We start from the raw sequence: 16354 nt of genomic DNA on the forward strand, positions 1-16354 counted from the left end.
TCACGCAACGTAAGCAGCGACATGATACGTGAACCGCATGGCAGGCCATGAACAGAGGCAAGATATTGGAATGATAATACACGTGTGGCCCTTGCCTGACAGCCGCAGCTACGCAAAACTGCATTGCGGGCACATAATAATGGATGCGGTGATCGGCAAAAACGGCATTACTCCTCATAAGCATGAGGGAGATATGGCTACTCCGGTGGGCCAGTTCACTCTCAGAAAAGTGTATTATCGTGCTGACCGAACCGCCCGCCCCTACTCTATTTTACCCACGGAAGTGCTAAAACCTGACGATGGATGGTGTGATGACCCCACGTCCGAGGTGTATAATCAGCACATCACACTGCCCAACGCGGCCCGGCATGAAGATTTGTGGAGAGAGGATGACCTATACAACCTTGTGGTTGTTATAGGCTACAATGATACCCCTGCCCTACCTGGAAAAGGTTCTGCCATCTTCATGCACCTACAACGCCCCGACCGCACACCAACGGAAGGATGCATTGCCCTGACGGAGCAGGACCTGCGCACTGTTTTACAATCCGGGGCCACGACAATTGCCATTCATGATTGCCCACACCCGTAGAGCTCTGCGGAAAATCAATCAAACCACTTTCTATTCAGGTCTTTAAACTCTTCTTCTTGAGTTTATCGACTTATAACCCTGCCTGAAAAGCTAACTGAATATCTTCTGGTTTTGTTTTTCCGTTAGCGAGTAAAAGCTGAAGGAGGATTCGTGCTTTTTGTGGATTGAGGTCCATAGAGGCGATCAGACCATATCGGTCATCATCAACTTCCACATTCCGGTTCGTCATGCCACTACCGACGCGCGTGGAACGCACGACAATGACGCCGGCTTTTCTTGCTCGTTCAATGCCTGCCAAAGCGGTATCAGAAACATTTCCGTCTCCCATCCCGGCAATGACGATACCACGCGCACCATCCTTCACCGCATCATCAATCTGCTGTGCATCCATATCCGCGTGGGCATACACAATTTGTACCTGCGCGAGGGTGTGATCTGCCGGAAGAGCAAGAGGCTGGCGTGGTTGGGCGGCGGTAATAAAACGCACAGATGCCGGGTCAACATAACCAGCCGGACCAAGATTTGGAGAATGGAATGTTTGTAACTCTGTGGTGTGCATTTTGCTCACGCCACGCGCAGACTGGATTACATCATTTAAAACAACCAGAACACCACGCCCGCGGGCCTGCGGATCGGCCGCGACTTTCACGGCTTCATACATGTTGGCAGGACCATCCGCACTGATGGCCGTGCTGGGCCGCATGGCGCCAGTTAAAATTACGGGGCGGGAATCTCCGATAACATTATCCAGGAAGAACGCCGTTTCCTCCATTGTATCGGTTCCATGTGTAATCACAATGGCATCTGCTTCATTGTTTGCAAATGCCTTCCGTATCCGCTCTGCAAGTTTGAACCATACCTGGCTATTCATATTCTGGGAGGCAATGTTAGAAATCTGCTCAACCTGTAATTGGGCGAGTTTTTCCACGCCTGGTACGCCAGCAATTAGTTGCTCGCCAGTCACAGCACCTGCATCATAACCAATGGCAGAGCGTGTATTGATTTTTCCAGATATTGTGCCCCCGGTTGCCAGAACCAACACACGCGGCAAGGCGTCCTGCTTATGCACTGTAGCTGTGGGAGCCTCTACCCCTGCTGTATGAGCAAAAGCGGATTGGATATTCACTGCGCTCAGAATTGTACCGAGAAGAGACAGGACACGCACAGAAACCATAAAATCAGTCTTTCCAGTAAAGAGTGATAACAGGCTACTCAGGCGCCCCTGCCTCACCCATTTAAAATAAATAGGCTGGTTGGCAGAAGATTACTCTTTGCGTAGCCTCGTCTATTATAAAGCAATCTTTGGACACACACACTAACCAATTGGGTCGCAACCGCACTTGTGAGATTGCTTTGGTTGTTTAAGTTACGTTGACAAAAGATATGCGCCAGAAGCCTTGCTGCTACGAGTTTCAAGCTTTCAAACTCTATCATTCCTGATGAGTCCCGCGTCTTCTAGCTGTTGAAGAGGGGCCCAATTATGAGGTGGCGCCACTACTTGCGAAGACCATAAACATCCAGCCTCGATCCACTCCCTTCTTAGCTTTTCGTGAGAAAACCCCGCGTCACTATATCCAAACTGATTTCCACAACACGGGCAGATATCGTACGAAGCACAATTATGCTTATCATAAGCTGGCTCACTCAGCTTCGCATATCCACAAATCGGGCATACATAATTTCTATTGAGCATTAAAATGCTCCTGTGGTGATGAGTATCTCTATCGATCATAGCCCCTCGGGCAATAAAAATATGTCACTCACAGCTTCATATGCTGCTAATTAACCTGTGAATTGCACCGCACTATTCGGTTCAAACACCTGCGTTCAGGCAGCCTCCTCCTGCTTAGGGGGAGGCATAAGACCAATAGCCACCAGCCCTACCCAGAAGGGTGGAGAGGCATCATCTTCCAGAGATACAACGGTGATGGCAGCACCTTTCTGGATCATCAGGAAAATCAGGAAATCGCTGTTTTCCTTTAAAAGCCGTTCTTTGTTCTCTTCCGTGATGTTTTTGGCCACAAAGCGCCAACCCTGTGCGACCAGAGTTTCCAGCAAGGTAAAGTTCCAGCCCGGTTGCCCAAGGACTTTCCCCCTCGCCTCGCGGCTGAGGCCCCGGTATTGGTCCAGACGGGCAATGCCGGGGCTGACCTGATACACGCGCTGGTGGCCAAAATGGGGGGCCAGATGCGCGCAGACCAGTCCGTTATAAATTGCATCGGGTGTAGCTGTAATCAGGTAGTCTGCCGGACGTTCCTCCAGACTTTCAGCTCCTTCCTCCGAGAGAACCTCGGCGCATAACACGGGAACGCCTGCTTTTTGGGCGAGGGCAAGATCTCTTGCTGAGCTGTCCACCAAAAGCACCGGGGTGCCGACTTCATGCACAACCTGCGCCAGTTGTGTGGACCACTCACTGGCCCCCACAATGGCCAGGGCAGGCTGGTTGGAGAGGGTCAGGTGCAGTTTGCGCCCGAGCGGGATAAGCGAAAAGCCATGCAGGATCATGGTAGAGGCAATAATGGCGAATACTGCGGGCATAACCAGCCCCGCACCGGGGTAACCGGCATCTTGCAACCGAACACCGGCAATACCGGCCACGGCGGCGGCAACAATGCCGCGTGGGGCAATCCAGCCAACAAAAAACCGCTCAGCCCAGCTCAGGCTGGTACCGATGGTTGCCAGCCAGATTCCTAGCGGGCGGACCAGAAACAGAACCGCCAGTGTTAGCCCACCAATAGACCATGAAAGGCTGGTCAGTTCGTGGCGTTGCAGGTCTGCGGCTAAAAGCACGAACAGTACGGAAACAATAAGAACAACCAGCGCTTCCTTCATGCGCTGGAGTTCGCTCATCCCCGGAATACGTAGGTTGGCCAGCCCCATGCCAAACACGGTAGAGGCCATGAGCCCAGCCCCATCCATGCTTAACGTCCCGACCACATAGAGCATGAGCGCTAACGTAATGAACAACGGCATCTTCATGATGTCGGGCAGCATATCCCGCACACAAATCCATTTTACGCACCATGCTGCTCCAATGCCTAACCCGATCATTAAGGCAGCACTGGCAAGCATATGTGGGACAATGGCCATGAACACAGTGCCCGACCCTTCATCGGGGCGCATGAGCAGCACTTCGAGCACCAATGTTGCCAGAATGGCTCCCACCGGGTCGTTTAGAATGGCCTCCCAGCGTAAAAATGCGGCTATCCGGGGTTTAAGTTTGGCATGCCGCAGCAAAGGCAGCACCACGGTAGGCCCCGTTACCACGACAATCGAACCAAACAGGAATGCAGGGCCCCACCCCATGCCACCAATATAATGCGCAGCCAGACTGCCCAGCAGAAAGTTAATGGGTAAAGCTACCAGCGTCAGTCGCAGAACCCCTTCCCCAGCCTCTTTGAGCTGCCGGAAATCAAGTGCCAGACCGCCCTCAAAAACAATCAGGGCCACAGCAAGTGACACAAGGGGATGAAAAGCCGAGCCAATCATTTCTGACGGGTGCATAACCTGCAGGACAGGCCCGTAAAGCAAGCCGAGTGAGAACAGCAATACAATAGCGGGCAGCCGGAAGCGCCATGCCGTCCATTGCGCGAGCATACTGCCGCCCAACACAAAAAAGACGAAAATAATTACACTATCGGTCATGCGGGTCTATCTCGGGGTCAGATGTGATCCATGCTCTTTTGTGCTTAAAGCATAAAGGCATGAAAGTTATACATCAAACTCACAAGATAGACCGCAAAAGCAGCCAGATAATAGTTTTGTGTAAAAAACAATCAGTCGTTCTGTAACTGCCGTTCCAGAACTGCGGCAAAAAATCCGTCAGTTTCGTCCCGTGCCGGGGTCAGGCTGATCATGGTCATTTCACGCAAGCGCTCCGGGAGTGCGGGAGAGCCAGATGCAACAAGACGGAACTCCGGATTACGGGCGACAAACTGCTCGACCTGTCCGGCATTTTCGGCCTTGAGGAGAGAGCAGGTTGCATAAATCATGCGACCACCGGGTTTAACCAGTGCTGCTGCCCGGTCCATAATAGCGGCCTGCTTGACCAGCAGTTCTTCCAGATCGACCTGCGTGGTGCGGAAGCGCGCATCCGGGTTACGGCGCCATGTTCCCGTGCCGCTGCAAGGTGCATCGACCAGAACCCGATCAAACGAGGCAGCGCGCCTTTTGGCCCACTTATCCCCTTCGGTCAGCAGGTGGCGCTCCACATTATGCACCCCTGCGCGGCGCAGTCTTTTAACAGCGCCTTCCAGCCGCACGACAGAAACGTCACATGCAACAATATGCCCCTTGTTTTCCATCATCATGGCAAGGGCCAATGTTTTGCCACCGGCACCCGCGCAGTAATCCAGAACACGCATGCCGGGATCAACACCCGCCATGGCAGCAACAAGCTGGCTGCCTTCATCCTGAATTTCTACCAGACCATCACGGAACGGCTTGCTGGCGGTTACAGGCTGGCGGCCTTCCAGCCGCAGCCCCCAGGGGGACAGCTTTGTTTCTTCCGCATGCAGCCCTTCGCGCGCAAGCGCGTGCATGGCTTCCGTACGGGTTGTGCGCAGCATGTTAATGCGCAGGTCCAGAGAGGCAGGTTCTGCCATGGCCTTGATTTCTGCTTCAAGGTCCGCCCCAAAGGTTTCTTCCAGCTTGGGGAGTAGCCAGTCTGGCACTTCAAGCCGTACAGCCCGTGGCATATCCGTGCACTCAAGCTCCTTGCCGATCAGGGCGTTCAGCACCGCCTGTTCAGACTCGCTTAGTGCGCCCGCGGCAAAGCGACCGCCGCCGTAAATGGATGCAAGCTTTTCCATAGGGGTGCGATCAAACACCAACTGGGCACCAGCCAGCATGCGGGGGCTGGCAGTGCCCCCGCTTTGCTCAAGCCACCAACCCAGCTTGCGCCAGTTGCGCATGATGTCCCACACCAGGCCGGAAATGGCACGCCGGTCACCGCCGCCAATATAGCGTCTTTCCCTGAAAAAGCTGTTGGCAACGGCATCCGCTGGTTTGCGTGGTGCCGCCTCCATAGCCGCAAGCAGGTCAATGCTGGCGGCAAGTCTGGCTGTAGGTGTCATAAAGGCAGATCAGTCCTGACGATAGTTGGGGGCTTCACGCGTGATGGACACGTCATGCACATGGCTTTCACGCAGACCGGCACCGGTAATGCGGCGGAACTTGGCACGGACCTGTAGATCACTGATCTCGCGCGAGCCGGTGTAGCCCATGCCAGCCTTCAACCCGCCAACCAGCTGGTGAATAACGGCAGACATGCTGCCCTTATAGGGTACGCGGCCTTCAATCCCTTCCGGGACAAGCTTGAGCGTGTCTTTGACTTCCTGCTGGAAGTAACGGTCTGCCGAGCCGCGCGCCATGGCACCAAGACTGCCCATGCCACGGTAGGATTTGTAGGAACGCCCCTGATACAGGAAAACCTCGCCCGGTGCTTCTTCCGTGCCAGCCAGCAGCGAGCCGATCATGACCACGTCGGCCCCGGCACCAATGGCCTTTACGATGTCGCCCGATGTGCGGATACCACCATCGGCAATGCAGGGAACGTCCATTTCCTTACAGGCCAGAGACGTCTCCAAAATAGCGGAAAACTGCGGCACACCCACGCCAGCTACAATGCGCGTGGTGCAGATGGAACCCGGTCCAATGCCAATTTTAACGCAATCTGCCCCAGCCGTAACCAGTGCACGCGCAGCTTCTGGCGTTGCAACGTTGCCGGCAATAACCTGAATATCGTCATCCAGCGCTTTCAGGCGCTCGACCGCGGCCAGCACGCCGGCGGAGTGGCCGTGGGCGGTATCGACCACCAGAACATCCACACCGGCATCAATCAGCAGTTTGGCGCGGCTAAAGCCGTCTTCCCCCACACCGGTTGCTGCGGCACAGCGCAGGCGCCCCATGCTATCCTTGATTGCCAGAGGGTGGGCTACCGCCTTGTCCATATCCTTGACGGTAATAATCCCGACGCAACGGTCGGCATCGTCCACAACCAGCAGCTTTTCAATCCGGTGTTTGTGCAAAAGCTGGCGGGCCGTATCCGGGTCAACACCATTCTTGACCGTAACCAGACGGTCCTTGGTCATGAGTTCGGAAACACGCTGGTTGGGGTCAACCGCAAAGCGGGCATCGCGGTTGGTCAGAATGCCAACCAGCTTCTGGGTGCCGGGCTGCACAACTGGCAGGCCGCTAATGCCATGCCGGTGCATGATCTCGCGCACTTCTGCCAGTGTCTGGTCTGGGCCAACCGTAACCGGGTTGACCACCATGCCGGATTCAAACCGCTTGACCCGGCGCACATGCTCGGCCTGCTCTTCGGGCTTGAGGTTTTTGTGAATAACGCCAAGGCCACCCTGCTGCGCCATGGCAATGGCCATACGCTCTTCCGTTACCGTATCCATGGCGGAAGAAATAAGAGGAATGTTAAGCTCGATGGAGCGCGTCAGATGCGTACGCACCATGGTCTGACCTGGCACGACATCGGAAGCAGCCGGGACGACAAGAACATCGTCAAACGCCAGAGCTTCAGTAACACGGCTGTATGGAGAGGAAGTCATGCAGCGGGCACCCTTGCTGAATTACAACGTGGCGGGTTTACCCTGTAGCAAATCACTGCCGCAGGTCACCCGACCTTTGGCGCTTCCTCTTATGACTTTGGCCGGGTAAACGCAAGCGCTCAAGGCCATTATTCACCATGTTTTTTAAAAAAGCATCTTTTAAACGCAATATGCACAGGCCACATCCAGCAAGCGCGAACCTGCTGGATGTGGCCTGATATACGAACAGGAGCGGAAAAATTACTTACAGGCTGCGCTATTACGGAGCATGCGGGGCTTCTGGCGCAAAAACACCACCTGCGGAGAGCAGGCTCTTGCCGTGCCGTCTTCCACCAGAGCATCCCGCTCCCATGCGCTCAGCAACGTAACGCGCCAGCGTTCACGAACAGCCTCACGCCAACGATCCGAGGTTTTTGCCTGCGTTGCCTGCACAACCTGATGAATATGCATGTTCGCCTCCCCTCTGCTGTAACCTGACACTACACGCAAAAAAATCAGTTGAGGCATGACTGTTTTGTGAAAGGTCAAAAAACATGCACTCTGATTTGCAGCACTGGACACCCTGCACGCAAATGAGAAAAAACATAACGAAACTGCCCCTGAAAGGCGTTGTCTCTCACGCGGTAACTTGGTCAGTTTCAAGCCGCCCAGGGCAGCGTAGGGCAATAGGGTACTAGAAATACCCCGCCCATTTCCAATTTGAACCGGACAGCAAAGCACGCCATACTTTGGGCATGACCCAACGGATGCCTTTTTTGCTCTCCCACCTGATGGTTTTTGGCCTGCTGGCCTGCGCCACGCCCCCCGTATGGGCCACAAATGGGCAGCCAGATGCACATAAGGGCGGCACGCTGCGTATTCTCGCACAAAGTGATGCAGGCACACTCGACCCGCAAATATCTTACATTGCCCTGACCAAAGTGCTTGAAACACCAGTGTATGACACACTGTTAACCTACCCCAAGCTTTCCGGCCCCGGTGCGCATCCGGTCATTGCCAATCTGGTGGAGGCTGTACCAACCCCCGAGGATGATGGACGCACCTACCGCCTGACCCTGCGGGATGGGCTATATTTTTCCAACGGCAAACCCGTTACGGTGGACGATGTGGCAGCGTCTTTTCGTCGTCTTTTCAAGGTAGGGAGCCCAACGGCTGGCCCATATTACGGGGCCATTGTTGGTGCCCGTGCCTGCCTGCAAAACCCCACCACATGCACATTGGCCGGTGGTGTGGAAACAGACGCCCACACGCGGCAGATAGTCTTCCATTTAGAGGCGCCAGACCCGGAGTTTCTGGACCGGCTGGCATGGATGCACGCCGCCATTCTGCCCGCAGACACCCCAGTGCATGACATGGGCAACACCCCCATACCCGGAACAGGCCCCTACCGTATTGCGGAGTATGACCCGACTACTCAGTTACGTTTGGAGCGTAATCCTTTTTTTCACGAATGGTCACATCAGGCACAACCAGCCGCCTACCCGGATGAGGTTCTGGTTTCCTTCGGTCTGGACGGAGAAGCGGCCGTTACCGCCGTGGAAAATGAGCAGGCGGACTGGATGTACGAAAATGTTCCGCTGGACAGGTTAGGAGAAGTTGGGAGCCGTTACGCCAGTCAGGTGTATCTTTACGCCCCGCTTCTGTCATACTTTGCCATGCTCAACGTGCATGAACCGCCGTTTACATCGCTCAAAGTTCGGCAGGCTCTGAATTACGCAGTGAACCGGCACGCCATGATTATTTACCGGGGCGGCCCGGCCGTGGCGTCCCCCCTATGCCAGATTTTGCCGGATGGCACGCCGGGGTATGAGCCGTTCTGTTTTTATACCCAAGGCGCCTCCCCGGCACATCCCGCACAAAACTGGGTTAAACCGGATATGGATGTTGCCCGCCAGCTCGTGAAGGAAAGCGGCATGGCGGGGCAGAAAGTGACCATTATTGTTCCATCCGAACAGCATGGCAGCGCCACGGCGGACGATATTCGTAATACGCTGGATATGCTCGGCTTCAAGGCAACGGTTCGCACCATAAGCCCTGCCATAGCGTTTACTTACATCCAGAATACACAAAACCATTTTCAGATTGCTCTGGCTGGCTGGAATGCCGATTACCCTTCGGCCTCCAGCTTTTTGCAAACCCTGTTTTCCTGCGAAACCTTCCACCCCAACTCTGACAACTCTCCCAATTATTCAGGGTTTTGCGACCCCAAGATTGACCGGAAAATGCAGGAGGCCGCGATTCTGGCTTTAACCGACCGGGAGGCGAGCAACCACGCATGGTCCGAAGTTGACCGGGAGATTATGGCGCAGGCCCCTTTTGTGCCCCTTTCACAAACCCAGAGGGTGCTTCTGCTCTCCCGCCGCGCCAAAAATGTCATTATTACTTTGAATGACGAAATTCTTTTTTCACAGATCCAGTTACAATAAGCCGGATGGCTGGTCTGCCGTCTGCTGTACCTCACGCACAACATCATGAATAAAACGTAGCTTTGCACGCACACCCGCCGTGAGCACAAAAGGATAAAAATCGGCCAGTCCCATCGACCTGTTCAAGCTGTTGACGGCATATGTCAATGGCAGCCAAGCCTCTATGATGTCATCAAACGGCATGTGCAGGTAAGGGTCGTTTCTGTGCGTGAGAACAGGCTTGCCATCAACGATCGGGCCTATGGTCATGTCATAAGACAAGGCCGTTTCCAGCGTGGACACTATATGAAAATAATGCGCCCATGTTTCGGCAAAATCTTCCCAAGGATGGGACATGGCATAATGGCTGACATAGTGCTCCCGCCAGTTATCCGGTGCTGCACTGGCGTAATGTTTTTGCAACGCGCTTTGGTAATCTGCCCGGTCATCCCCAAACATGGCCCTGCACTGCTCCAGACGGCCACCGTCACGGATAAGGACATTCCAGTAGTAATGGCCAATTTCATGCCGGAAATGTCCTAGAAGAGTTCGGTAATACTCTCCCATTTCCACACGCATATGCTCTCTGTAGGCATCATCGGCCTCTTTGGTTGCTATGGTAATAACGCCATTATTATGGCCTGTCATGATTGGTGGCCAGCCTTGGGGGGGATCGTCCAGAAAATCGAACACCAGCCCTTCCTGCGGGTCTTGCTGACGGTTTTTAACAGGAAGCCTAAGCCGGAGAATTGTATAAACGAGGCGATGTTTGGCAAACTCCAGCTTGCGCCAGCGTTCCGTATTGCCCGGAATATTCAGGTTGGGAATAACCCGGTTAAACTGGCAGGCAAAGCAGAACGTGCCTTTTGGCTGCAACGCTGGAGCCAGCCAGTTACACACATTATACGCATGGTTGGCACAAAAAGCGCGCGGCTCTTCGTTCTGTTCTATTGGGTGGTAAAGCCCACCTGCTTCAGCCGCCAAGGCGGCAAGGTTGGCTGCTTCGGGCATATAACCCAAGGGAGCATGGCACTGGTTGCAACGGGTGTTTTCAAAAAAAACCGGCTGCCCACAGGACTGGCATGTAAAACGCTTCATCCAGCACCTTTCTTGACACCCAGTGGCTCAAAATATGATTTTTAATGTCTGCTTATCAGTTAAACAGACGTTCGACCTTCATGCAGACATTAAAGGTTGCCTCGCACCTGTCCAGCAGGCCGGAAACAGGAGCAGCATTTTCAGGGCTGGCAGCAACTGCAAGGGGGATATGCCCTTGCCCAGCCAGCAGGCCAGAAGTGGTATCAAACCCCAGCCACCCACGCTGGGGAATAAAAATCTGTGCCCATGCGTGCAACTCCCCGGTCAGCACTTCCTCTCCGTCTGCCGTGTTCACACTTTGAATAAGATAGCCCGAGACAAACCGCGCAGCATGCCCCAGATGCCGGGCTATATTGACAAAAAGCCATGCACTGTCGCGGCAGGAACCAGCGCGGCGGTGTAGAGTTTCCTCCGGGGACCATACACCGGGTTCCAGCCTGTGCTGGTAGCCGACTGTGCGGGCAATACCACGGTTTATGGCCATCATATCCCCCAGCACATCCCCCCCTACGCCAACCGGGTAGCGGGAGAGAAAATCCCTTACCTCTTCCCCACATTCAGGTGGAATTGCATGTTCCTCCTGCGGCAGGTCGGTATGATCATCGGGGGCTAAGGTTTGCAGGAGCGGGTCATAAGTGGTCATGTCTGCAACCAGAGACACCTCAATATCAAAATGTGTCAGACGGTCGGGAAAACCAACACAGGCCACATCATTCCCGCACGAATCACGCTCCCATTTCAGGTTAAAACCTTCTGGCTGAATATGCAGGCCATATGCCTCAATGGGCGTGCGGCAGGCTTCCATGGGGCGTAGTCGTATTGTCTGGGTTCCCAAGGATACGGGGCGGTCGTAACGGTAGCAGGTCCGGTGCAAAAGCGTTACCTGTGAACTCATCAGAAATACGGCCCTGCTCGTGTTGCAGCCCAATGCCGTGGGCGGCGGATATCTGTTTGGTATCAGAACAATAATTCAGCGCAAAATCATATCATTCCGTGCAAGGCATGCAAGGGACCCATGCGGGTTTGTGCAAACAAAATGTGAGCACGTATTTTGTGCTTGGCAAACGCCGGAAATCCTGCTCCGTTAATGCGTATTCGAAACGTTTTGGCAGCCAGGACCAGCTTTTCTTCAGTCCCGAATGCCAGAAGGGAGGCTTTTATGACGAACGCCCTACACCTTGCCCCTCCCCTAACACGCGGACTGCTGGACAACTACGCCACTCCTGATTTTTTTTGCGAGTTAATGAACCGCAAATCCCCTGCTCCACCCATTATAGATTGCGTAAAAAAGCGTCTGTCTGCTTTGCAGATACAGGAACTCCAGAACAGAACTGCCTCTGCCGAAGCACAGCTTTACAGAATGGGCATTACCTTTACCGTTTACACGGACCGGGAAGCCATTGACCGCATTTTGCCTTTTGATGCCATTCCACGGATTATTACAGCAGAAGAATGGCAACATATTGAACGCGGAGTTCAACAGCGTATTCAGGCCATCAACCTGTTTTTGCATGATATTTATCATGAACAGCATATCCTGAAGGATGGCGTGGTTCCAGCCGAACTCGTGCTGCAAAACGCCAATTACTGTCAGGCTATGGTTGGTTTGGACGTGCCCGGTGGGGTTTATGTCCATATCAATGGAACAGACCTTATCCGTGACCAGCAGGGCCGCTTTCTGGTTCTCGAAGATAACGCACGCACACCTTCTGGCGTATCCTACGTCATAGAAAATCGCCACATGATGCTCAGGCTCATGCCAGATCTGGCATCAGGCCTGCCCATACGCTCGGTGGAGGAATACGGCCCGCGCCTGCATAATGCCTTGTGTGAGGTCGCCCCTGAAGGTGTGGACGACCCACAGGTTGTTCTACTCTCCCCCGGCATTTATAATTCCGCTTACTTCGAGCACGTGTTCCTGTCGCGCGAAATGGGTGTTCCGCTGGTCGAAGGCCGCGACCTGTTTGTGGAGAACTACAAGGTTTTCATGCGTACCGTTATGGGGCCAAGGCCTGTTCACTCCATTTACCGCCGCCTCAATGATGAATTTCTTGATCCACTTGCCTTTAATCCTGACAGCTTGCTGGGAGTGCCCGGTCTGGTCGAGGCTTACAGGCGCGGCAATGTCACACTGGCCAATGCGCTGGGCACAGGCGTTGCGGATGACAAAGCCGTTTATGCTTATATGCCCCGTATTATCCGTTATTATCTGGATGAAGACCCTATTCTGGAAAGTGTGGAAACACATATCTGCGCAGAACCGGAGGGGCTGGCATACACCTTGGCAAATCTTGACAAGCTTGTTGTCAAACCTGTTGGGGAATCAGGCGGTTACGGGCTGCTGATTGGCCCGCAAGCAACGCAGGCGGAACTGGACGACTTCAGCCGGAAATTACGCCACAATCCGGGCAATTACATTAGCCAGCCAACCATTGGCCTGTCAGTTACGCCAACCCTTTGCGGAGATACGGTAGAAGCCCGCCATGTTGACCTGAGACCCTTTGCCGTTACGGGCCGTTCTGTCTGGGTGCTACCTGGCGGCTTGTCCCGCGTTGCCCTGCGCAAAGGCTCGCTGGTTGTTAACTCATCCCAAGGGGGCGGTTCAAAAGATACATGGGTCATGGCATCATGATAATTTTTTCCCCCACTCCCCTTCTCTCGCGCTACGCGGAATGCATGATGTGGCTGGCACGCTACATGGAGCGCATGGAAAATCTGGCGCGCCTGCTGGAAGTTACGGAAACCTTTGTTCGTAATGCCGAAGGGCAGACAGCTTGGGATTCCATTCTGGCCATTAACTCGGATGAAAGCCTGTTCCAGCAGATACATAACACGACACAACACACGGAAATTGTGCCGTTTTATGTAACAGAAACCCGCAACCCTTCATCACTGGTTTCGCTTGCACAGCAAGTGCGGGAAAATGCGCGTGCTGTCAGGCCGCTTGTTTCAATCGAGCTTTGGACACAACTCAATGTCTTTTCGCGGAACCTGCTTAATCTCAAAAACGGAGATATGGCAGAGCATAATCTGGCCGAACTCTGCACCCGCGTAAGGCAGGACTGCCAAACCCATTTTGGCATTGCAGAAGGCACATTGTACCGAGATCAGGCGTGGCTGTTCTACCGGCTGGGCAAAGCTCTGGAGCGGAGCGACCAGATTACCCGGCTGATAGACATCCGCTATCATATGCTGCTGCCGCAGTCCGAAGCACCGGGGTCCGATATTGATCTGACACAATGGACATCCGTATTGCGTTCGGCAGCTGCGTACCATGCCTTCCGGCGGTTACGTCCGGTAACCCTGACACCTGCCAATATTGTTGGCTTCCTGCTCAAGAATGATGGTTTCCCGCGTTCACTAAGCACCAACCTGCGCCAGATTGATGAAACGCTTACTCTTCTGGCGACGCATGACAATCTACGTCAGTTCTGCTCACCTTTGCTGGAATGTGTGGCCGAACTCCGGGCCAGTCTGCAGGACCAAACAGCAGAGGAAATTATTATTCGCGGTTTGCATGATTATATGAGTTGGATACAGACCCAACTCATGGATTTACAAAACGCCATAGCCACAACATTCTGGCCTGTAATTATACCGCAGGAAGCCGCTCTTACAAAAATGGCTGAACAAGAGCAGAACTAGGTGTAAGCTTGCAGGCACAGTTTAAAGTTCTCCCCTGCGGGAGTGCAAATATATGGGGTGGTTAAGGTGATCAAAAAGACAATGTTTTTAAGCGCCGCATCTGGCTTTTTGGTCACGGTTTCTGTCGCGGTTGGCGCATGTCTGGGCTCGGGAACGGCTTATGCGGCGTTATCTCAGGGAGCAAGTGCTCCCGACTTTACCCTGCAAGGGGCTCTGGCTGGCAAGCCTTTTACATTTTCGCTCAAGTCGGCCCTCGCACAAGGGCCAGTAGTTCTCTATTTTTTTCCCGCAGCGTTTACGACAGGCTGCACGCAGGAAGCACATGACTTTGCCGAAGCCGCAGAGCAGTTCCACGCCGCCGGGGCCACGCTTGTTGGCATAACGGCGGGGAATACTGACCGGGTTGCTGAGTTTTCCAAGGTAGAGTGCCGGGATAAATTTGCGGTTCTGGCCGACCCGGGGGCTTTGACCGCCATTCTGTACCACTCAGTTAATACGGAGCACCAGACTTTGCTCTCACAGCGCACATCTTATGTGATTGCGCCAGATGGCACTATTCTGCTGAGCTTTACCAGCAACAACCCGGAACAGCATGTTGTGGAAACTCTCGATGCCCTAAAAAAATGGCATGCAGGCAAAAGACAGAAATAAACGGGACAATTACACTTTATCAGAGTTTAAAATTTATTTGATCATCCCTGCATAGCTCATGATAATAGAGCTATGAACAATAAACATAATATGATGGGCCGCAGGATTTTTGGCTTTTCTATCATGGGGTTAGGTCTTACCTCCCATTTTGGAAAAGCCTTTGGGGAGAATGCTCCTCCCCCTGCCCCTATTCCCAAAGCAGCATTGCCCAAAGCCAGCCCGGAAAAGGCTGCAAAAAAAACTGGTCCGCGGATTTTATGTTATGTTGGCGGCTACACACGTTCTGGCCCACCCGAGAGTAATGCAACGGGCATAACCTTGTTTGAAATGAACCCGGAGAGCGGTATTCTAACCCAACTGGGCCACGTAACACCTGCGGACAATCCCTCTTTTCTGGCATTATCACCCGACCAGAACAGCCTGTACACAGTTAATGAAATCAGCGATTTTGAAGGTGGACACACTGGGTCAGTCACGGCTTTTCAGGTAGATCGCCGTACCGGGGTGCTTACCAAGTTAAATGTTATGAGTAGTGGCGGAGCAGACCCCGCGCATTTAAGTGTGCATCCATCGGGCAAATACCTGTTTATTGCCAATTATACTGGCGGCAGTGCTGCTGTCATGCGTATTCAACCGGATGGTAGCTTGGGTTTGTTAACCGACCTTATCCACAATACCGGGCCTAAAATGCCAGAACGGGCAGCAGATAACCCGCCTGGCAATTATGCGGTGAGCGATCACTCTGGCTCGCATGTGCATATGATTCAAGCCGATGTGAATGGTAAGTTTGTTCTGGCCTGTGATGCAGGGCTGGACAGGGTTTACGTGTGGCTGTTTGATATGGAAAGCGGCACCCTAAAACCGGCGGAAAAACCATGGCTAAGCATGGAGCCAGGTTCCGCGCCTCGTCATTTCTGCTTCAGCCATGACGGGAAGGTTATCTATATTCTGGGGGAACAGGATTCCCGCGTAGTTGTTGCTGATTATGATACCCAGACAGGTGCCATGCAGGTCAAGCAGACAGCCTCCACGGTAACGGCGCAATTTAGGGGAAGCACCCTTGCCGCTGAAATTATTTTGCACCCAACGGGGAAATTTCTCTACGTCACCAACAGGTTAGGCAATGCCATTGCCTGTTTTAGAGTGCATGAAGATGGCTCTATCACCCTGTTTGATGAGGTCTGGGTACACGCTGATTACGGGCGGGCTTTAAGTTTTGATCCGTCGGGGAAGTTTGTGTTCGTTGCCAATCAGCGGAGTGATTGTATTACATCCCTGCGCGTCAATACAGAAACCGGCGTGCTCGATTTTACATGGCACTTTGTGCCAATTGGCACACCTACATCTTTTGCATTTACTGTAATTGATTCTGTCTAGTTATTAAAAAACGCGTTGCACAT

Annotated in this window: 13 protein-coding genes; 6 read left to right on the forward strand and 7 right to left on the reverse strand. The window is 53.4% G+C overall.

Annotated features, from left to right (window positions below):
• Positions 1–70 precede the first annotated feature (70 nt).
• Positions 71–592 carry a L,D-transpeptidase gene (locus HK20_RS09190; protein WP_086646860.1) on the forward strand — a complete coding sequence of 174 codons (522 nt, stop codon included), beginning with the start codon at positions 71–73 and terminating at the stop codon, positions 590–592.
• 70 nt (positions 593–662) lie between these two features.
• On the opposite strand, the gene HK20_RS09195 is transcribed toward HK20_RS09190, so the two are convergent.
• The 5 genes from HK20_RS09195 to HK20_RS09220 form a co-directional block, all read right to left on the reverse strand.
• Entirely contained in the window at positions 663–1766 is a 1104-nt protein-coding gene (locus HK20_RS09195; protein ID WP_086646773.1) for an asparaginase, read from the reverse strand.
• A 653-nt stretch (positions 1767–2419) separates the two neighbouring features.
• Entirely contained in the window at positions 2420–4237 is a 1818-nt protein-coding gene (locus HK20_RS09205; protein WP_086646774.1) for a sodium:proton antiporter, read from the reverse strand.
• Positions 4238–4368: 131 nt separating this feature from the next.
• Positions 4369–5667, reverse strand: a complete 1299-nt coding sequence (locus HK20_RS09210) for an RsmB/NOP family class I SAM-dependent RNA methyltransferase (RefSeq protein ID WP_086646775.1) — start codon at positions 5665–5667, stop codon at positions 4369–4371.
• Positions 5668–5676: 9 nt separating this feature from the next.
• Positions 5677–7155, reverse strand: coding sequence for an IMP dehydrogenase (gene guaB / locus HK20_RS09215; RefSeq protein ID WP_086646776.1), 1479 nt, complete (start codon positions 7153–7155; stop codon positions 5677–5679).
• A gap of 240 nt (positions 7156–7395) precedes the next feature.
• Complete coding sequence (locus HK20_RS09220; protein WP_143296486.1) at positions 7396–7605, reverse strand: hypothetical protein; 210 nt, start codon at positions 7603–7605, stop codon at positions 7396–7398.
• 284 nt (positions 7606–7889) lie between these two features.
• Here HK20_RS09220 and HK20_RS09225 point away from each other — a divergent pair, with 284 nt between their 5' ends.
• Positions 7890–9581 carry an ABC transporter substrate-binding protein gene (locus HK20_RS09225; protein WP_086646778.1) on the forward strand — a complete coding sequence of 564 codons (1692 nt, stop codon included), beginning with the start codon at positions 7890–7892 and terminating at the stop codon, positions 9579–9581.
• On the opposite strand, the gene HK20_RS09230 is transcribed toward HK20_RS09225, so the two are convergent.
• Positions 9573–10658, reverse strand: coding sequence for a putative zinc-binding metallopeptidase (locus HK20_RS09230; protein WP_086646779.1), 1086 nt, complete (start codon positions 10656–10658; stop codon positions 9573–9575). The genes HK20_RS09225 and HK20_RS09230 overlap by 9 nt on opposite strands.
• Before the next feature lie 55 nt (positions 10659–10713).
• Entirely contained in the window at positions 10714–11553 is an 840-nt protein-coding gene (locus HK20_RS09235; protein ID WP_086646780.1) for a transglutaminase family protein, read from the reverse strand.
• Positions 11554–11817: 264 nt separating this feature from the next.
• Here HK20_RS09235 and HK20_RS09240 point away from each other — a divergent pair, with 264 nt between their 5' ends.
• From HK20_RS09240 to HK20_RS09255, 4 genes are all read left to right on the forward strand, one after another.
• On the forward strand, positions 11818–13290 hold the full coding sequence (locus HK20_RS09240) for a circularly permuted type 2 ATP-grasp protein (RefSeq protein ID WP_086646781.1): 1473 nt from the start codon (positions 11818–11820) through the stop codon (positions 13288–13290).
• A complete protein-coding gene (locus tag HK20_RS09245; RefSeq protein WP_086646782.1) occupies positions 13272–14303 on the forward strand; it encodes an alpha-E domain-containing protein in 1032 nt (343 codons plus the stop codon). Before HK20_RS09240 ends, HK20_RS09245 begins: the two co-directional genes overlap by 19 nt.
• 66 nt (positions 14304–14369) lie before the next feature.
• Positions 14370–14954, forward strand: a complete 585-nt coding sequence (locus HK20_RS09250; RefSeq protein WP_233129155.1) for a peroxiredoxin — start codon at positions 14370–14372, stop codon at positions 14952–14954.
• 72 nt (positions 14955–15026) lie between these two features.
• Entirely contained in the window at positions 15027–16331 is a 1305-nt protein-coding gene (locus HK20_RS09255; protein ID WP_086646783.1) for a lactonase family protein, read from the forward strand.
• The last annotated feature ends 23 nt before the right edge of the window (positions 16332–16354 follow it).

It is taken from the genome of Acetobacter sp. DsW_54 (assembly GCF_002153575.1).
Lineage (GTDB): Bacteria > Pseudomonadota > Alphaproteobacteria > Acetobacterales > Acetobacteraceae > Acetobacter > Acetobacter fabarum.

What these genes read in the sequence shown, in the direction of transcription:
- HK20_RS09240 (WP_086646781.1), top strand. Translation starts at nt 11,818, where the DNA reads ATGACGAACGCCCTACACCTTGCCCCTCCCCTAACACGCGGACTGCTG.
- HK20_RS09235 (WP_086646780.1), bottom strand. Translation starts at nt 11,553, where the DNA reads ATGAGTTCACAGGTAACGCTTTTGCACCGGACCTGCTACCGTTACGAC.
- HK20_RS09190 (WP_086646860.1), top strand. Translation starts at nt 71, where the DNA reads ATGATAATACACGTGTGGCCCTTGCCTGACAGCCGCAGCTACGCAAAA.
- HK20_RS09225 (WP_086646778.1), top strand. Translation starts at nt 7,890, where the DNA reads ATGACCCAACGGATGCCTTTTTTGCTCTCCCACCTGATGGTTTTTGGC.
- HK20_RS09220 (WP_143296486.1), bottom strand. Translation starts at nt 7,605, where the DNA reads ATGCATATTCATCAGGTTGTGCAGGCAACGCAGGCAAAAACCTCGGAT.
- HK20_RS09255 (WP_086646783.1), top strand. Translation starts at nt 15,027, where the DNA reads ATGAACAATAAACATAATATGATGGGCCGCAGGATTTTTGGCTTTTCT.
- HK20_RS09245 (WP_086646782.1), top strand. Translation starts at nt 13,272, where the DNA reads ATGGGTCATGGCATCATGATAATTTTTTCCCCCACTCCCCTTCTCTCG.
- HK20_RS09230 (WP_086646779.1), bottom strand. Translation starts at nt 10,658, where the DNA reads ATGAAGCGTTTTACATGCCAGTCCTGTGGGCAGCCGGTTTTTTTTGAA.
- HK20_RS09195 (WP_086646773.1), bottom strand. Translation starts at nt 1,766, where the DNA reads ATGGTTTCTGTGCGTGTCCTGTCTCTTCTCGGTACAATTCTGAGCGCA.
- HK20_RS09205 (WP_086646774.1), bottom strand. Translation starts at nt 4,237, where the DNA reads ATGACCGATAGTGTAATTATTTTCGTCTTTTTTGTGTTGGGCGGCAGT.
- HK20_RS09210 (WP_086646775.1), bottom strand. Translation starts at nt 5,667, where the DNA reads ATGACACCTACAGCCAGACTTGCCGCCAGCATTGACCTGCTTGCGGCT.
- guaB (WP_086646776.1), bottom strand. Translation starts at nt 7,155, where the DNA reads ATGACTTCCTCTCCATACAGCCGTGTTACTGAAGCTCTGGCGTTTGAC.